Below are 17,110 nucleotides of genomic sequence, written 5' to 3'. Positions count from 1 at the left end.
TGAATATTCCCGCATTGGGTGGCATGAATTCCATGTGGTCTCAAGGGTCAGGATGATCGCACCTGTGCGAAACAGCCCATCAAGACTGGGAACAAAGGGCTGACGCTTGGACTTATACTCTTCGCTTTTCGAAATCATCGACATGCGCAGCTTTTCGAATCTGTGGTACTGGATCATGTTGGCCGTGTTGTGGTCGTCGGCCAGCCACTGGGCGATGGGAGTTCCGTTCGATCTGCTGGTGCGGGCCCGACGGGTCGGCGGGCAGGCCGAGCGCGACTTGCTGGACATCGTGCGAATCAACGGAAATCGTATTCTTTTCATCGTTGACAAATCCGGGTTGGTCCTACTTGGGCTGAGCTGTTTTTTCTTCACCGGCTTGGCAATGCTTGGGTTCTATTATGGTGTCGAATTTGCACAGGCCGTGTTTTTGTTGTTGTTCCCGGTCTGTCTGGTGATGCTAATCAACATCCGGGCGGCGCGGAAATTGCGGCAGGGCGACGAGACGCTGAAATTTACCGGCAAGGTTTTGACCCGCTGCCGGATTTATACGCAGATCATTGGAATGATCTCGATCTTGATCACGTCGCTTTGGGGTATGTATCAGAACTTCTCGGTCGGGGTTCTGGGGTAGGAAATTCGGAAAGGCTAGGCGATGACGGCTCCGAACCACGTAACTGTTGGCGGCGCCCCCGAGGGGTTTGACGCGCAGCTTGTCCTGAACGAGATCGCGCGGTCCGGCGGGCCGGTTTGTCACGTTGCACGCGACGACAAGCGGATGGAGGCGATGCGCGCCGCACTCGCCTTCTTTGCGCCGGATATGCCGGTCTTTGTTTTCCCGGGATGGGATTGTCTGCCTTACGACCGTGTCTCGCCCAATGCTGATATCGCTGCTGCCCGCGTGGCGACGCTGGCCGCGCTGGTGCATCAGATGCCGGACCGATTTGTTCTGCTGACCACGCTGAACGCCGCGACTCAGCGCGTACCTGCGCGGGAAGTGTTGCGAGAGGCTGCTTTTACCGCACGCGTGGACCATCGCGTTGACGAAACCGCGCTGCGGAACTTTCTGGTGCGGATGGGGTTCACACAAAGCCCAACGGTGATGGAGCCCGGTGACTACGCGATCAGGGGCGGAATCATAGACATCTTCCCTCCGGGCGAATCGGGCCCCGTACGGCTGGACCTGTTCGGAGATGTTCTGGATGGGGCGCGCCGGTTCGATCCGGTCTCACAACGCACCACCGAGAAGCTGGACGTGGTGGAACTGGCGCCGGTGTCCGAAGTCATTCTGGACGAAGCCGCCATCACCCGGTTCCGTCAGAATTATCGCATCGAGTTTGGTGCCGCAGGCACCGACGATCCGCTGTACGAGGCCATTAGCGCAGGCCGCAAGCATCAGGGCATCGAACACTGGCTGCCATTCTTTCACGAGAAATTGGAAACTCTGTTCGACTATCTACCGGATGCGACCATCACGGTTGACGATCAGGTCACGCCCGCGCGGCTTGCGCGATGGGATACAATTGCCGATCAGTACGAAACCCGGCGGCTGGCGCTTGAGAACCGCTCGCGCATGGACACGGTGTATAAACCCACGCCGCCCGGCCTGCTCTATCTGGACGAGGCCGCGTGGGATCAGGCTGTGGGCGACCGGCGGGTGCTGCAATTCAGCCCACTACCGCAAGCCAGCGGTCCCGGAGTGATCGACGCCGGTGGTCGGATCGGACGCAACTTTGCCCCGGAACGGCAGCAGGAAAGCATCAGCCTGTTTGGTGCTTTGGCCGGGCATATCACGGACAAGATGTCAAAAGGGCCAGTGCTGATTGCATCTTATTCCGAAGGCGCGCGCGAACGTCTGACTGGGCTGATCGAGGATGAAGGTCTGGCCGAGGCGATCCCCGTCATCGATGGGACTCGTGTGGGCAAGCGAGGTCTACATCTGGCTGTTTGGGCGCTGGAACACGGGTTTGAAACCCCCGATCTGACGGTCATAGCCGAACAAGACGTGCTGGGCGACCGTCTGATCCGCCAGCCCAAGAAACGCCGCAAGGCCGAGAACTTTCTTACCGAGACGCAATCGCTTTCCCCCGGCGATCTGGTGGTGCATGTGGATCATGGCATCGGGCGCTATCAGGGGATGGAGGTGGTCACCGCCGCTGGTGCCGCCCATGAATGCCTGTTGCTGGAATACGCCGAACAGGCCAAGCTGTATCTTCCGGTCGAGAATATCGAACTGCTGTCGAAATACGGCCATGACGAGGGGCTGCTGGACCGTCTGGGCGGCGGCGCATGGCAGGCCAAAAAGGCCAAGCTGAAAGAACGCATCCGCGAGATGGCGGACAAGCTGATCCGCATCGCCGCCGAACGCGCCTTGCGCAAAGCCCCGGTGATGGACCCGCCCCCACACGCTTGGGAGGAGTTCAGCGCGCGCTTTCCGTACCAGGAAACGGATGACCAGTTGCGTGCCATCTCGGAAGTAATGGAAGACATGCACTCTGGCGCGCCGATGGATCGTCTGATCTGCGGTGATGTGGGCTTTGGCAAGACCGAAGTCGCCATGCGCGCGGCCTTTGTCGCCGCCATGTCCGGCGTTCAGGTCGCGGTCGTCGCGCCGACCACGCTGCTGGCGCGCCAACACGCGGCGTCGTTCAAGGAGCGCTTTCGGGGCTTCCCGTTGGAGGTTCGGCAACTGTCGCGCTTTGTCTCGACCAAAGAGGCGCAGCAAACCCGTGACGGGCTGGCGCGCGGCAAGGTGGATATTGTCATCGGCACCCATGCACTGTTGGCTAAGGGGATACGCTTCAATAACCTCGGCCTTCTGATCATCGACGAAGAACAGCATTTCGGCGTCGGCCATAAGGAGCGCCTGAAACAACTGCGCTCGGACATTCATGTGCTGACCCTTACCGCCACGCCGATCCCTCGGACGTTGCAACTGTCGCTGACCGGTGTGCGCGATCTGTCGATCATCGGCACTCCGCCCATCGACCGTTTGGCCATCCGCACCTATGTCAGCGAGTTCGATGCGGTCACCATCCGCGAGGCGCTGCTGCGCGAACACTATCGCGGCGGACAGAGCTTCTATGTGGTCCCGCGCATCTCGGACCTGCCCGAGATCGAGGAATTCCTGAAAGAGCAACTGCCGGAACTGACCTACGTGGTGGCGCACGGGCAGATGGCGGCGGGGGAGCTCGACGGCCGGATGAACGCTTTTTATGACGGCAAGTATGATGTGCTGCTGGCCACGACGATTGTGGAAAGCGGGTTGGATATTCCCACGGCCAACACGATGGTTGTGCACCGGGCGGATATGTTCGGCCTTGCGCAGCTCTATCAAATTCGCGGCCGGGTGGGGCGGTCGAAAACCCGCGCCTATGCCTATCTGACCACGAAACCCCGCCAGAAACTGACCGCCACGGCCGAAAAGCGCCTGCGCGTGCTGGGTTCACTGGATACTTTGGGCGCCGGGTTCACGCTGGCTTCGCAGGATTTGGACATTCGCGGCGCCGGCAACCTGTTGGGCGAAGAACAGTCCGGTCAGATGCGCGACGTGGGCTATGAACTCTACCAGTCGATGCTGGAAGAGGCGATTGCCAAGATCAAAGCCGGTGAGATGGAGGGGCTGTCGGATGCCGATGACCAATGGGCACCGCAGATCAATCTGGGCGTTCCGGTTCTGATCCCCGAGGACTACGTGCCAGATCTGGACGTGCGTCTGGGATTGTACCGCCGCCTGTCATCGCTATCGACAAAGGTCGAATTAGAAGGCTTTGCTGCAGAGTTGATCGACCGCTTCGGCACTCTGCCGAAAGAAGTGAACACCCTGATGCTGGTCGTGCGTATCAAGGCCATGTGCAAACGCGCGGGCATTGCCAAGCTGGACGGCGGACCGAAAGGTGCCACGATCCAGTTCCACAATGACAAGTTCGCGTCGCCTCAGGGTCTGGTCGAATTCATCCAGAACCAGCGCGGGCTGGCCAAGGTCAAGGACAACAAAATTGTCGTACGCCGCGACTGGAAGAAGGACAGCGACAAGATCAAGGGAGCCTTCGCGATCGCCCGAGATCTGGCTGAAAAAGTGCTGGCCGAGAAGAAAAAAACCAAGGCCTGAGCGGCAACAGCAAAGTCGTGCTAAACTGGAAACATTGATTGACAGTATTGGAGGACTTGCATGCGTTGGCTCATGTCGACAGTTATTCTTGCCGCTCTCCCGGCTTTTGCTGAATCGCCCAAATCGCTGAATGTCACAGGAACATTTGAAGAGTACGAAGAACATGGCGATGAAATCGAACGAGGCGCGTCGGTGAATGTCAGCGGTGTGGCCTGTATGGTCAACGGATTGTGTTTTGCTGCCGCCGATGAGGGGCGCTTTGTTCAGACCTTTAAGCTTGAGAAGGACGCTCTGTTCGTCGGGCAGCGGGTTTACATGGCCGAAACCAAGGACAAGAAAAGTCCGAGCTGAAGGACTTTGATCTGGAGGGGGTGACGGTCGCGGGCGATAACCTGATCGTGGTGGGTTCGCATTCGCGCGGGCGGAAAAGCTGCAAATCGCCAACGCGCAACACGCGTATTTTCTGGGGCGAGGTTACGCCGCAGCATATCGGCACCCGGGTACCGTTGTCGCAACAAGAGGTATCGCTTGAGCCGCTGTTTGGGAAATTCGATCAGTTGAGCGCAGCCTTCAATGTTCCATTGCAGCAAAATGGATTGAATATCGAAGCCGTCGGCGCCGTGGGTGATCGCTTGTTTATCGGCTTCCGCGCCCCTTATCCCGAAGATGAACCAACCCGTGTACTGATTGCCGAAACTACGCTCGACGCGTTGGAGAATGAGGATTTTTCTGGTGCCAAGCTACACGAAGTGCAGCTCAACGCCGAACCCGGACGCGGTATTCGTGGTATGGAAGCCCAAGGCGATGATCTTCTTTTGCTGGTGGGGGACGCTGGAGTTGCCGCGGGTGAGGGAGACGAGGAAGGTTGCGATCAGAACAGCCCGCATAGGTTCGACACGTTTTCGTTGCACCGCTGGACGCCCGGCCCCGATGCCGCCGAGCGTGTGATGGACATCGTTCCACCGGAGTCTGACTGGAAAGCTGAAGGGTTATTACCTCTTGATGAAAACCGGGTGGTGGTCTTTTTTGATGGCCCGGAAAACGGTTCTCCGCAGATTTACGAGTTACCTTAATCGCCGCTGACAAAGGTACATAGTTGCCAAGCGCCCGCGTCCGATTTCACAAACGCGACGCGGTAACCGACCATCGACCAGAGGTAGTCTCTGTGGATGTAACCTTGTGTTCCATCGGTGAGCAGAACGCGTTGGTATTCCACGTCGTCCTGGTAGTCGCGAATGATTGCGATCTCGTGGCTGATGAGACCCAAGGTTGGCGCGTCGCGGTCAGCCGCCTGCCGCAGAGCCACATTTGAGCCGGTGACGAAATAGGCCATGAACGGGTCCAGCGAGGCGGGCAGGATGATCTGCCACTGATGCGGCATCCAAAACTCACCCTCATCATCAAAATAACCGGGCTGGGAGAGTGTGTTTTCCAGATCAGTCCAATACGCGTCCCGCAGGGTGTCCGCGTTTTCGCGGTACTCTTCCGACAAGGTCTCGGGGTCGAGGGTCAGATTGGCCCGTAACTCTTCCGGGCCGCCATTTCCACCGTGACTCAGGTAGATGTCGGGGCAGGCTGCCGCGACAACTGCATCGGTGTCCCGCGCGGCCACCTTGGCCAGCAGCGCATCACGAAAGGCCACCAGAGACGGGTCCTGCGTGGCTTGATCGACCGGAGGGAAAGACTGACGATCCGCAAGGGCAGGGCCGCAGAGAAGGGCAGTTAACAGCAGTACGTATCTCATTCGGCAGCCCTCATTGCTGCCTGAGCGCAGAAGCACGACGCACCGACTGCACGGTCGGCCCGGGCCAGCGCTAGATCCAGCCGTTGTTTGATCTGAACGATCTCAACGGTTTCAGCACGCGCTTTCAGGCAGTCATGCAGGCCCTTGAGGCTCCAGACATTGTCAGGATGGATCGAAGCGCGGCTGAGCGTCCCGCCCAATCCCAAATCCTCGCGATAGACCGTTTCGGCCTCGGCCACATGCCCCTGTTCGAACAGCAACGCCCCCAGCGCATGGCGGGTGGGCTGCATCCACCCCCATGGTTCGTCATAGGGCAGCGTGTCGTCTAACTCGACCGAGCGGCGCAGGTGGGCATAGGCGATCTCATAGTTACCTTTTCGGTACTCGATCTCACCACGCAGCATCTCGCCGGCGATTTCTAACAGATCGATCACGCGGTTGTTGTGCAGCAGGCGGGTTTCGGGGACGCAGGCCTTGGCAGACAGGAACAGTTGTTCCTCGGCCTCGGCCTCAGCTACCTGATCCGTGGCGGCATGGGCGATGGCACGGGCGTAATGGGTGGTCGCCGTCAACGTGCGATAGAGGTCAGGGTCCGAGGGCAGTTCAAGCGCCCTGGCCTCTTCCCACCGGCCAAAGCGTATCAGGATGTGCGGGCCCATCGACATGTAACTTTCGAAGTAGTCCGCCATTGGAGGGCTCTCTATGCGCAGCATGTCTTCGGGCGTGGTGTCCCACATCCCCTGATTTGCGCGCAGAGCGGGTTCCATCTGGCCCAGAAACAGCGCGCCATAGATGACAAAGTGATAATTGTGCTGGCGATAGCCGGTATAGATGTTGAACGCGCCTTCACGCTCATAATATTTCAGATCGGCCTCGATAGCCTTTTCGTTCCAATAAACCACATTGTGATAGTGCCCGCATAGCACGTCGATATGGGTGGGCATATGCACCAGATGGCCTGCGTCAGGCACCAGCGTACGCAACGCATCACCAGCCTTGAGCGCCTTTTCCGGTGTCGGCGACATCTCCATCAGATGTACATAAAGGTGCAGCAGACCCGGATGAGACATGGCAGCGGGGTCGTTGGCCATCGCGTCTTCCAGCGCCTTCTGCGCCTCAAGCGTGGCGGCGCCTTCGGCGGGCTGACCAGATTTAAGATCCCACATCTGCCAAGGGGTCAGGTTCAGCAATGACTCGACATAGATTGTACGCAGGTCCAGATGGTCGGGCTGTTCGGCAAAGGCCGTGCGCATTGCGTCAGCAAAGTCGTGATCCCAGCGGTGCATGTCCGGAATCGGGTCGCGCTGCGGGTATCGGGCGGGCAGGGCCCGGATCAGGGCCTGTTCGACCGGGGTGCAACTGTCCAGCAGAGCCATGGCCTGCTGCGTCGCATCATAGGCTTGTGCCAACGCTTTTTGCTGCCCGCGCGCGTCGCGCAAATCCCAGGGAAGATTATAGTTCGGACCGGCGGCGTAAGCGATCCCCCAGTAGACCATGGCACAACCCGGGTCATGTTCAGCCGCGCGCTGGAAACAGACGACGGCCTCCTCGTGGTTATAGCCGTAGGTCCAGACCAAGCCCCGGTCGAACCAGAGCTGCGCCTCGGGCGAGGATGTGCTGACCGGACAGGAATGGGACCCCAGATCGTAATCGTAACGCATTGAAAACCTCCGCTCGGATCAAGGGAAAGTTAGCGGGATTCGCGCTGTCTGCACAGGTCAGGCGGGCAGTCTGTTTTCGATCCGGCCCATATGCAGCATCAGGCCAAAGCCGGTCACGCTCATGACCAGAATACCGGTGGTGAGCGGGGTCAGCGAGCCGTCAAACAGCAACCCGATGGGGGCTGCGATGGCTGCGGCAAGAACGGTTGAGACCGCACCGATGACCGAGGCCGCCATGCCGGCGATATGGCCCATCGGCTCCATCGCGATGGCGTTCAGGTTGCCCATCGTCATGCCCGCCATGAAAAAGATCGAGGTCTGCCAAAAGACGAACACCGCAAAAGACAGGTTCGGCGACAGGGGCATCGCATTCAGGCTGATGACGCCCAAGGTGATGACGATCTGCGCGCCCAAAGCCCAGGTCACCAGCCGCCGCATTCCCACGCGGATCACCAGCGCCGCGTTCAGCAGGCTGGCGGAACCGGACATCAGAGCGACAAAACCAAACCAGAAAGGAAAGCTGTCGGCGCTGTCGTGTATTACGTCATAGACCGGTTGCACCATGGTCAGTGTGGTGAACAACATGCCCAGACACAGGGTCTGCACAAAAATCGACACCCGGACGGTGGGATGTGTGAACATCTCACGAGCGGATGAGGCCATCAGGGGCAGGCGCAGCGGCCTGCGGTTCGCGGGCTTCAGGGATTCCGGCAGGCGCAGGCCCATCCAGACGATGGTTATCATTGAGAACAGGATGAACGAGACGAAGATTCCGCGCCAGCCGGTTAGGGCGATCATCCCGGCCCCCAGCATCGGCGCCACGGCAGGCACCAGTGTAAAGATCATCATGGCGATGGACACGATCCGCGCCATTTCACGGCCCGAGTACAGGTCGCGAATGATGGCCATGGCAACCACGCGCGGTGCGGCACAGCCGACACCCTGCGCGACCCGGGCGATCAGCAGCAGCTCCAGCGAAGAACTGGCCCAGGCGACGGCCGCGGACACGATGTACAAAGCCGAGCCAACATAGATTACCGGCTTGCGCCCAAACGCGTCGGACAGCGGCCCCATGAAGAACGTGCCAATCCCCATGCCCAACACGAACGAGGTCAGGATCAGCTGCGCCCGATTGATGTCATCGGGGCTGAGTTGCGCGCCGATTTCGGGCAGCGCGGGCAGCATCGAGTCTATAGAAAACGCGATAGTAGCAAACATCATTGCGACAAGTGCGATGAACTCACCTTTTGACATGCGATTGGCCATTGCGCCCTCCTGATCTGATCGCGCTATCACGACATGTCAGGCGGCGCTAGGTCTCAATGCGCACAGACTCCTGTGCTAATTTGCAGGGGAAGCCTCAAGTTGAGACATGATCTCGCCGATCACTTTTTCCCACATTTCAGGCGGTTGCGCGCCCGGAACAGCATGTTGATTGGCCACGATGAAGGTCGGCACCGAGGTTACGCCCATCTGGCGCGAATGGGTGTCGCGCGTACGAATGTCCTCGCGGTCGGCGTCGGATTTCAGCAGTTTCTGCACGACAGCTGCGTCCATGCCGACACTGTCGGCGATATCGGCCAGAACTTCGTGGTCGCCGATATCGCGGGCCTGCACGAAATAGGCGTCGAACAGGGCGTCCACGACCTCATTCTGTTTGCCCTCGATCCCGGCCCAGTGGATCAGGCGATGAGCATCCACCGTGTTTGGGGTGCGTTTCATGCCTTCGAAATCAATGCTCAGCCCGGCATTCTCGGCATGTTCGACCACCGGCGCGTAGGCCTGCACGGCACCGTCCTTACCGCCGAACTTGCGTTCCAGATATTCGCGCCGATCCATACCTTCGTCAGGCATGTCGGGGTTCAGTTGGAACGGGTGCCATTCGATCACCATCGGATGATCTGGAATCGCGGCCAGCGCCTTGTCCAGATGGGTCTTGCCGATATAGCACCATGGGCAGATCGGGTCGGACATGATGTCGAGTTTGACGGTCTGGGTCATGGTGTGTTCGCCTTGAAATAGGCCGGCAGCGCCCGGCGCAGGAGTTTTCCGTTCCCGCCGGTGGGCAGTTCAGGCAGGTAAATGAACGCGCGCGGCTGTTTGTACCGCGCCAAGTTTGCCTCCACATAGGTTTGCAAGGCGGAATCGTCCAGCTTTTCCGGCCCGGTATAGAAAGCGGCGATCACGAATGTGTCTTCTTTGACCTCAACCGCCGCCGCGCCGACCTGTGTGATGCCGGGGAATTTGGACAAGGTGGCCTCGACCTCGACCGGAGAGACGCGGTAGCCGCCCGCATTCATCATGTCATCGTCGCGACCCAGATAGGTGATCTGCCCATCGACAGCCATGGCGCCCTGATCACCGGTCAGGAACCAATCGCCCTGCATCCGCGCCTCGGCCTCGTCCGGAGCGTTCAGGTAGGTCAGCATCAGGCCGGGGTCCGAGCGGTGAATGGCGATGGTGCCTTCTTGCCCCTGAGGCACAGGGCCATCCGGCCCAAGGATCGCGATCCGGCGGCCTGGTTGCGGCTGTCCCAGGGACTCGCCCCGCGCCGGATGGGCCGGGCTGGACGAGATAAATGTGGAGCATTCGGACATGCCGTAGGCTTCGTAGAGTTCGGTCCCGGTCGCCTCGACCCACTGCGCGTGCAGGTGCCGCGACAGTTTTTCACCGGCGCAGAGACCGTGGCGGAGCGTCGGCAGGTGCAGGTCATCCGGTGTTTTCAGCAGCTTGCGAAACACGCCGGGGACCGCCGCAAAGATCGTCGCTCGATGCTCCCGCAGCAAGCCGGGCAGGGCGTCCGGGTCGGTTCCGGGTTCAGGGATCAGGGCGGTTGCGCCGATGGTCCAAGGGTCCATCAAACCAGTGCCCAGCGTATAGGTCCAGTTGAACGCGCCCGCATGGCACAAGCGATCCGTATCCTGCAGCCCGTACCAGCCATCGACCATCATCTGGCGTGCCCAGATCGCGCGATGCGCATGGGCCACGGCGCGCGGCTTGCCGGACGTGCCCGAGGTATAGACGACATAGGCCAGCCGCTCGGGGTCGCCCATTTGAAACGCGGCCGGGGGTAGGGTGCGCATTTCGGTCAATGCGGACAACGTGATCTGCAGTGGATGTGGCGCGCAGGCGACGGCCGGGTCCCTCAAAATGGCGGCCGGTTGCAGATCCGCGATCATGCGCGCCGTTTCCGGCTCGGTCAGTTGTGAGGATGTCGGGACGGGCACGATCCCAGCCGCAATCGCCCCAAGATAGGCAATCGGAAAATCGACTGTGTTCCCCAACCGCATCAGCGCAATGTCACCCGGTTTCAACCCTGCGCGCAGCAACCCGGTGGCGGTACCCAGAATGGCCGATTTGAGCGCGCGATAGCTCCAGTCCTCGGCACCGTCGGACCGCAGAACCGACAGCGCGATCTTATCGGGATCATCATCCGTGCGCCGCAGCACATGTGCGGCCAGATTGAAGGGCGCGGGGCAGGGCAACGGCGGCCCCTGATCAAAAACAGACAGCATGGCAACTGGCTACCTTGGTGCTTGGCGCGTTGCAAGCAGGACGGGCTGGGCCTATAGAGTTGACCCATGAGCACCAATGAACAGCCTTCTCTGATCCGTATTGCCCGGGACTCGGGCGACCATGCCGAGCTTGAACCGCTTGATCTTGGCGCGCGCGTGCGCCAATTGCGCAAGGCGCGGAACTGGACACTGGAACAGGCGGCCACGCAGGCCGGGCTTGCACGTTCGACCCTCAGCAAGATTGAAAATGGGCAAATGTCGCCCACTTATGACGCGCTGAAAAAGCTGGCGATCGGTTTGGAGATCTCGGTGCCGCAGCTTTTCACGCCACCGCAACGCGATCAGGTGATCGGGCGCATGTCGGTAACACGGATGGGCGAAGGCGCTGCGCATCCCACAACGACGTACGAACATGAACTGCTGGCTGAAAACCTGACGAAAAAGCAGATGCTACCCTATCGCGCCCGCGTACGCGCGCGGTCAATGGATGAGTTTGAAGGCTGGGTTCGCCACGATGGCGAAGAATTCCTTTATGTGCTGACAGGGGTTGTCCAGCTTTATACCGAGTTTTACGAACCCGTCGAAATGCGTCGGGGGGACAGCGCTTATTACGACGGCAGCATGGGGCACAACGTGATTTCGGTCAGTGACGAGGATGCAACGATCCTCTGGGTCACGTCACTTGCTTAAAGACCGGCTGAACTCGCGGTTCAGGCCTTCGGTAAACAGAAAATCCTCAAGCTCTTCGTGTGCTTCATTCACGGTCAGGTGATGGCGTTCGGCCAAATATGCTTCGAACCCTTTTCGATCTTTACTCAGCCGCACCTTGTCCTGATCGCGCAGGTTCGGAAAACGCCGTTTTGCACGGGAATACATAGCGTCCCAGTCTTGCGTCAGGTCAGTCCAGTTCAACATTAGTCAGCTTTCCGTAGTTCGGGTTTCACGGCTGCTCGGCCCTCAATTCAGGGTACGGACGGTGTCGGAATCCGAGCGCATGACAAAATGTCGCACCTTATCTTGGCTTACGTGGGGTCAAAGAGGCCCGCCACGCTGGTCGCGCGACGGGCCTACGGACCTGAGGTGTGAGTGAGTGGAGGCCGGTCCGTGAAGCCTTGGTATGACGCGCCTATTGATCCGCTATCTATCGATTTTCTTTAAGTTAATTCGGTCAAATGGAACGCCTGATTTCTGATAGGCTACATCGCGAGGATACGATCCGCAAAGCTTTTGTAGGTAAGATTTCGGGCTTAGCTGGAAATAGGCGTACACTCTGTATATGGTGATGTTGCGTGATGGCGCCACAATATCTTGCACAACTCGATGTTTGTGCCGAAATCCGCCGAAAGGTGCGACCATTTGGCTGGGAAGCTGCTCGTAAATTAAATCAGCAGATATAGGGAATCGTCGTGCCCAAGGACCAAGTGCGCATCGGGCCGACGATCAGCCTTTTCGGGTCAGTTTTCGTACCACCAAACTTGAGGCATAAACTCTGGTCCATCTCCGTAGATCGGCAAAGTCTGAGGCCGCTTCAGCTCTTTGGCATGCGCGATGCGCCCGACATCGAAATTCCAAATCGGTATGACATAGCGTCCGGCAGTCAGGACACGGTCGAGCGCGCGCGTCGCTGCTACGAAATCCTCGTGAGATTCCGATGCTAGCATCGCGTCGATCAGCCCATCTACGGCCGGGGAGGCGACGCCCATCAGGTTCCGCGTACCTGGTGTGTCGGCATTTTCACTTCCCCAGTACAAGCGCTGCTCATTGCCAGGAGACAAGGACAGAGCGCGACGGAAGAATGTCATATCAAAATCCAACTCGGCATTGCGGCCGGTGAACTGGGCGCTGTCCACCTGGTCTACGGTGACCTGTATGCCCAGCCGTTCAAGCGCACGTGTATAAATTTCAATTGCCGTTTGACCTTCGGTATCACCCTGTTGAAGCAGCACGGAAATAGTGAAGTCTTCGCCGTTCTGATTGCGCAGCACACCGTCCTGAACGGTCCAGCCAGCCTCGGTCAACAGCTGGTTTGCCTTGCGGATATTGGCGCGGTTTCGAGCCGAGCCGTCGCCCACAGGCAGAGCATACCCTTCAAGTGCGCCGGGTGGCAGGTCTTCGGCATAGGGTTGTAAAAGCTCTGAAACGCGGCCGGTGGCTGGGCCAGGCTGCATTCCAAGATCAGAGCCCGAGAAATACGATGTGATCCGGGATTGCGCGCCGCCTGTAATCGTGTCGTTGATATATTCGAAGTTGAACGCCAGCAGCATCGCCTCTCGCACACGCCAATCGTCAAATGGTGCCTTGCGTGTGTTCATGACAAACCCGGTCATACCGGAGGGCTTGCCATGCGGGATCTCGGTTTTGATGACATCACCGCGTTGAACGGCGGGGAAGTTGTATTGGGTGTCCCATTTGTCGGCGTTGAATTCACGTATCGCAGTTAATTCGCCGGCTTTGAAGGCTTCGAAAAGAACGGTGCCGTCGCCGTAGAACTCGATCCGCATCTCATCCAGGTTCATAGTGCCGCGGCGAAAGGGGACATCGGTGCCCCAATAGTCTGGGTTTCTGCGCAGGGTCACGTAGCGACCAGCCTCATAGTCTTCGATCACATAAGGCCCAGATCCGACAGGTATATCGTGCAGCGCAGCGTTGGCGAAATCCTTCCCCTCCCATTGCGCTTTCTGCAGGATCGGACGCAGGCCGGTGATCAATGCAAGTTCCCGATCTGGTTCGTTAAAGGTAATGCGAACCGAGCGGGGACCGGTCTGCTCAATGTTTTCGATCTTCCCCCACAATCCGCGATAACGCAGGTGACCATCGGTGCCCAACGTCTCATACGACCAGATGACATCGTCGATAGTGACCGGGTTACTATCCGAAAACCGGGCGTCTTCGCGCAGGGTGAATTCGACCCAAGAACGGTCCGGCGCAGTCTCAACTGATTCGGCTAACAACCCGTAAAGAGTGAAAGGTTCGTCCCAAGACCGGCCCATCAGGCTTTCGTGGGTCCAGAAACGTAACTGCCACGGAGAGGTGCCTTTTTGCACAAATGGGTTCAAACTGTTAAAGCCGCCGGTGTTTCCGAAAACAACTCGACCGCCTTTAGGTGCCTCGGGGTTCGCGTAGGGTAGCGACACAAAATCCGGTGGTAGGGCGGGGTCCCCGTACATAGCTATGCCATGAGCCGATTCTGCGTGGGCAATTGCGGCGGCAAAAACAGAGGCGATTCCCGCGATCACAGGGCGAACGGGGCGTAGAAAATCGGGGCGCATTTTGGAAACAATCCTGCTCTGGCCTTATTTTGTTGGGATTCACCGTACCGATGATTTTTCTTATTTTCAAACTTTTAGCTTGGACGGATGCAAGGAATTGCGTATAAAGGGTGCACTGCTCGATAGGTTTCTTGCCTGTATGAAACCTGCCTCAATAACTTAACGCCCGCTTCGTGCGGGCGTTTTTTTTGGCGGCTTTTCTCTCGGACGAAGAACACGGATGTTTCCCCGTTCCCTTTGCGGTTGCAGCATGGCACTGTGCGACCAAACTGGATTTTGAGGGAGAGACTTCATGAACCTTTCAGGAAAAACAGCGATCATCACGGGATCGAATTCGGGGATCGGTTTGGGTGTCGCGCGTGAGCTGGCGAAGGCCGGGGCCGATGTGGTTCTGAACTCGTTCACCGACCGGGAAGAGGATCACGCGCTAGCCGCAGAGATCGCGCAAGAGACCGGAACCAAGGCACGATACATCAAGGCGGATATGTCTGTTGGCGGTGAATGCCGCGCGTTGATCGAAAAGGCGGGTGCCTGCGATATTCTGGTGAACAACGCCGGCATTCAGCATGTCGCGCCGATTGATCAGTTCCCGGTTGATAAATGGGACGCGATCATCGCGATTAACATGAACTCGGCCTATCACACAATGGCGGCGGCACTGCCGATGATGCGGGCGGCCGGATGGGGGCGGATCGTGAATATCGCCTCGGCGCATGGATTAACGGCGTCGCCGTATAAGGCGGCTTACATTGCGGCAAAGCACGGTGTTGTTGGGATGACCAAAACCGTGGCGCTTGAAACCGCGCAAGAGCCGATCACCTGCAACGCAATCTGTCCGGGTTATGTACTGACACCGCTAGTCGAGGCGCAGATCCCCGACACGATGAAAGAATACGACATGAGCCGCGAAGACGTAATCAAGAACGTCATGCTGGAGCGTCAGCCCTCGAAAGAGTTTGCGACCGTCGAACAACTGGGTGGCACCACGGTGTTCCTGTGCTCGGATGCTGCCGCGCAGATTACAGGGACTACGATTTCCGTGGATGGCGGCTGGACGGCCCTTTGACCTAGGAGGTCCACAGTGAAACGGATCAACCTGGCTTTGCAAGGTGGGGGAGCGCATGGGGCGTTCACTTGGGGTGTTCTGGACCGGCTGCTGGATGAGGAAGACATCGAGGTTGCGGCAATCACCGGAACCTCGGCCGGGGCGCTGAACGGAGCAGCCTTCAAATCAGGGATGGTCCGAGATGGGCGTGACGGAGCACGCGCCAATCTGAACGGGCTGTGGGAAAGGATGGGCGCGGTCGGTGACATGCGCCTTGCCAATTGGATGCAGGCGATTGAGCCGGCTCAGGTTGCGCAGGCGATGGAGTATTCCTTGCCCTTTTCAATAGGGGATGCGTGGTCGCGGCTAGTGTCGCCTTACGCCTACGGGCCGTTCTATCGCAATCCGCTGGAGCCGGTGGTGGACCGGTTCAACTTTGATGAAATCTGCGCCGAGGAAGGCCCGCGTTTGCATGTCTGCGCGACCTGTGTGCGTAGCGGCAAGATCCGGGTGTTCACCGGGGATGAGATTTCGACGGATGCGATTCTGGCCTCGGCCTGCTTGCCGACCCTGTTTCAGGCTGTTGAGATATTTGATCCCAAATCGGGCCGGACCGAGGCGTATTGGGATGGCGGCTATACCGGCAACCCGGCGCTTTACCCGCTGTTCAACAACGACCTGCCCGATGACGTAGTGATCGTGAACATCAATCCGCTGGAACGCGACGAGGTGCCGAAAACGCCGCAGCAAATCCAGAACCGGATAAACGAGATCAGCTTTAACTCATCGCTGTTCCGCGAGCTACGCGCGATCAGTTTTGTTCAGCGGCTGCTGGCTGATGGCAAGCTGAAGGTCGGTGAGATGAGCCGTGTTCTGATTCACATGATCGCGGATGACGAACTGATGAACGATCTGTCGGTGGCCACCAAGACGGTGCCGAATCCGGTGATCTTGCACAAGCTGAAAGAGGCCGGACGTGCGGCGGCTCATCGGTTCATAGACGATCACAAAGCCGATCTGGGTGAACGCAGTACCGTCGATCTGCCTGAAATGTTTGGCTGATTATTCCGGCGGCTGCGTTGGGTCTTTTTCGTTCGGATAGACAAGCCCGGCGGAAATCACCAGCTTTGCGGCCTCTTCAATCGACATGTCCAGCAGGATCACGTCCTCTTCGGGGAAGAACAGCAGAAAGCCCGAGGTCGGGTTGGGCGTGGTCGGGACGAAGATGCTGAGTAGTTCACCGCCGGTTTCAGCACGCTCGCTGACTTCGCCTCTGGCGGTGGTCGAGACAAATCCAATCGCCCAAATGCCACGGCGGGGGTACTGGATCAGGCAGGCTTTTTCGAATGACCGTTCCGTCTGAGCAAATACCGTTTCCGATATTTGCTTGATTCCGGAATAGACCGAGCGGACCACGGGCATTCTGTCGACGACGCTTTCGGCGAAGTGGATCAGTGAACGGCCAAGGATGCCCTTGGCGATCCAGCCAACGAGAACGGTGAAGATCAGGAAGATCACCACACCGACGCCGCGCAGGTTGACGCCCACATATTCCTCGGGCTGGAATTGCTGCGGGATCAGCGGCAACACCGCGCTATCGACCCATCCCACCACGGACCAGATTAGCCAGATCGTCAGCCACACCGGCGCAATGACGACGATACCCGTCAGAAATGACGCGCGCAGACGGGAAAACAGACCCGGTCGGCGGTGAGGTTCTTCGTCAAAAGGCGTATTCATTGCAGTCCTGAGTGATTTGCCGAATTAG

At 58.7% G+C, this 17,110-nt stretch carries 15 protein-coding genes; 7 read left to right on the top strand and 8 right to left on the bottom strand.

Annotation, left to right across the window (positions count from 1 at the left end):
• Positions 1-106: 106 nt before the first annotated feature.
• The 4 genes from ACR0ER_RS09745 to ACR0ER_RS09730 are packed head-to-tail and all read left to right on the top strand — an operon-like array spanning position 107 to position 5,181.
• Positions 107-631, top strand: a complete 525-nt coding sequence (locus tag ACR0ER_RS09745; protein WP_480768752.1) for a component of SufBCD complex — start codon at positions 107-109, stop codon at positions 629-631.
• A 21-nt stretch (positions 632-652) separates the two neighbouring features.
• Positions 653-4,108, top strand: a complete 3,456-nt coding sequence (gene mfd / locus ACR0ER_RS09740) for a transcription-repair coupling factor (RefSeq protein ID WP_480768751.1) — start codon at positions 653-655, stop codon at positions 4,106-4,108.
• A gap of 60 nt (positions 4,109-4,168) precedes the next feature.
• Entirely contained in the window at positions 4,169-4,459 is a 291-nt protein-coding gene (locus ACR0ER_RS09735; protein ID WP_480768750.1) for a hypothetical protein, read from the top strand.
• Between the two features lie 20 nt (positions 4,460-4,479).
• Positions 4,480-5,181, top strand: coding sequence for a DUF3616 domain-containing protein (locus tag ACR0ER_RS09730; protein ID WP_480768749.1), 702 nt, complete (start codon positions 4,480-4,482; stop codon positions 5,179-5,181).
• Here the strand turns inward: ACR0ER_RS09730 and ACR0ER_RS09725 are convergent.
• From ACR0ER_RS09725 to ACR0ER_RS09705, 5 genes are all read right to left on the bottom strand, one after another.
• A complete protein-coding gene (locus ACR0ER_RS09725; protein WP_480768748.1) occupies positions 5,178-5,852 on the bottom strand; it encodes an SH3 domain-containing protein in 675 nt (224 codons plus the stop codon). The two genes, ACR0ER_RS09730 and ACR0ER_RS09725, sit on opposite strands and share 4 nt — an antisense overlap.
• Entirely contained in the window at positions 5,849-7,513 is a 1,665-nt protein-coding gene (locus ACR0ER_RS09720; protein ID WP_480768747.1) for a hypothetical protein, read from the bottom strand. Before ACR0ER_RS09720 ends, ACR0ER_RS09725 begins: the two co-directional genes overlap by 4 nt.
• Before the next feature lie 57 nt (positions 7,514-7,570).
• Entirely contained in the window at positions 7,571-8,779 is a 1,209-nt protein-coding gene (locus ACR0ER_RS09715) for a multidrug effflux MFS transporter (protein WP_170328843.1), read from the bottom strand.
• A 75-nt stretch (positions 8,780-8,854) separates the two neighbouring features.
• A complete protein-coding gene (locus ACR0ER_RS09710) occupies positions 8,855-9,514 on the bottom strand; it encodes a DsbA family oxidoreductase (protein ID WP_480768746.1) in 660 nt (219 codons plus the stop codon).
• Positions 9,511-11,028 (bottom strand): class I adenylate-forming enzyme family protein, encoded by a 1,518-nt coding sequence (locus ACR0ER_RS09705; protein WP_480768745.1) that lies wholly within the window; start codon positions 11,026-11,028, stop codon positions 9,511-9,513. Before ACR0ER_RS09705 ends, ACR0ER_RS09710 begins: the two co-directional genes overlap by 4 nt.
• 66 nt (positions 11,029-11,094) lie before the next feature.
• Here ACR0ER_RS09705 and ACR0ER_RS09700 point away from each other — a divergent pair, with 66 nt between their 5' ends.
• Positions 11,095-11,718, top strand: coding sequence for a helix-turn-helix domain-containing protein (locus ACR0ER_RS09700; protein WP_170328837.1), 624 nt, complete (start codon positions 11,095-11,097; stop codon positions 11,716-11,718).
• Here ACR0ER_RS09700 and ACR0ER_RS09695 read toward each other — a convergent pair.
• Both ACR0ER_RS09695 and ACR0ER_RS09690 read right to left on the bottom strand, forming a co-directional pair.
• Positions 11,707-11,943, bottom strand: coding sequence for a hypothetical protein (locus ACR0ER_RS09695; protein ID WP_170325112.1), 237 nt, complete (start codon positions 11,941-11,943; stop codon positions 11,707-11,709). The genes ACR0ER_RS09700 and ACR0ER_RS09695 overlap by 12 nt on opposite strands.
• A 539-nt stretch (positions 11,944-12,482) precedes the next feature.
• Positions 12,483-14,297 carry an extracellular solute-binding protein gene (locus ACR0ER_RS09690; protein ID WP_480768744.1) on the bottom strand — a complete coding sequence of 605 codons (1,815 nt, stop codon included), beginning with the start codon at positions 14,295-14,297 and terminating at the stop codon, positions 12,483-12,485.
• A gap of 292 nt (positions 14,298-14,589) precedes the next feature.
• Here ACR0ER_RS09690 and ACR0ER_RS09685 point away from each other — a divergent pair, with 292 nt between their 5' ends.
• Positions 14,590-15,363, top strand: coding sequence for a 3-hydroxybutyrate dehydrogenase (locus ACR0ER_RS09685; protein ID WP_170328833.1), 774 nt, complete (start codon positions 14,590-14,592; stop codon positions 15,361-15,363).
• A 15-nt stretch (positions 15,364-15,378) separates the two neighbouring features.
• Positions 15,379-16,404, top strand: a complete 1,026-nt coding sequence (locus ACR0ER_RS09680) for a patatin-like phospholipase family protein (RefSeq protein ID WP_480768743.1) — start codon at positions 15,379-15,381, stop codon at positions 16,402-16,404.
• On the opposite strand, the gene ACR0ER_RS09675 is transcribed toward ACR0ER_RS09680, so the two are convergent.
• Positions 16,405-17,082, bottom strand: a complete 678-nt coding sequence (locus tag ACR0ER_RS09675) for a DUF502 domain-containing protein (RefSeq protein WP_170328830.1) — start codon at positions 17,080-17,082, stop codon at positions 16,405-16,407. It lies immediately after the preceding gene.
• Positions 17,083-17,110: the final 28 nt, after the last annotated feature.

Source organism: Ruegeria sp. CH8, assembly GCF_056536985.1.
The sequence above is the reverse complement of the archived record's forward strand: the minus strand, read 5'-3'. Positions and strand labels throughout refer to the sequence as shown.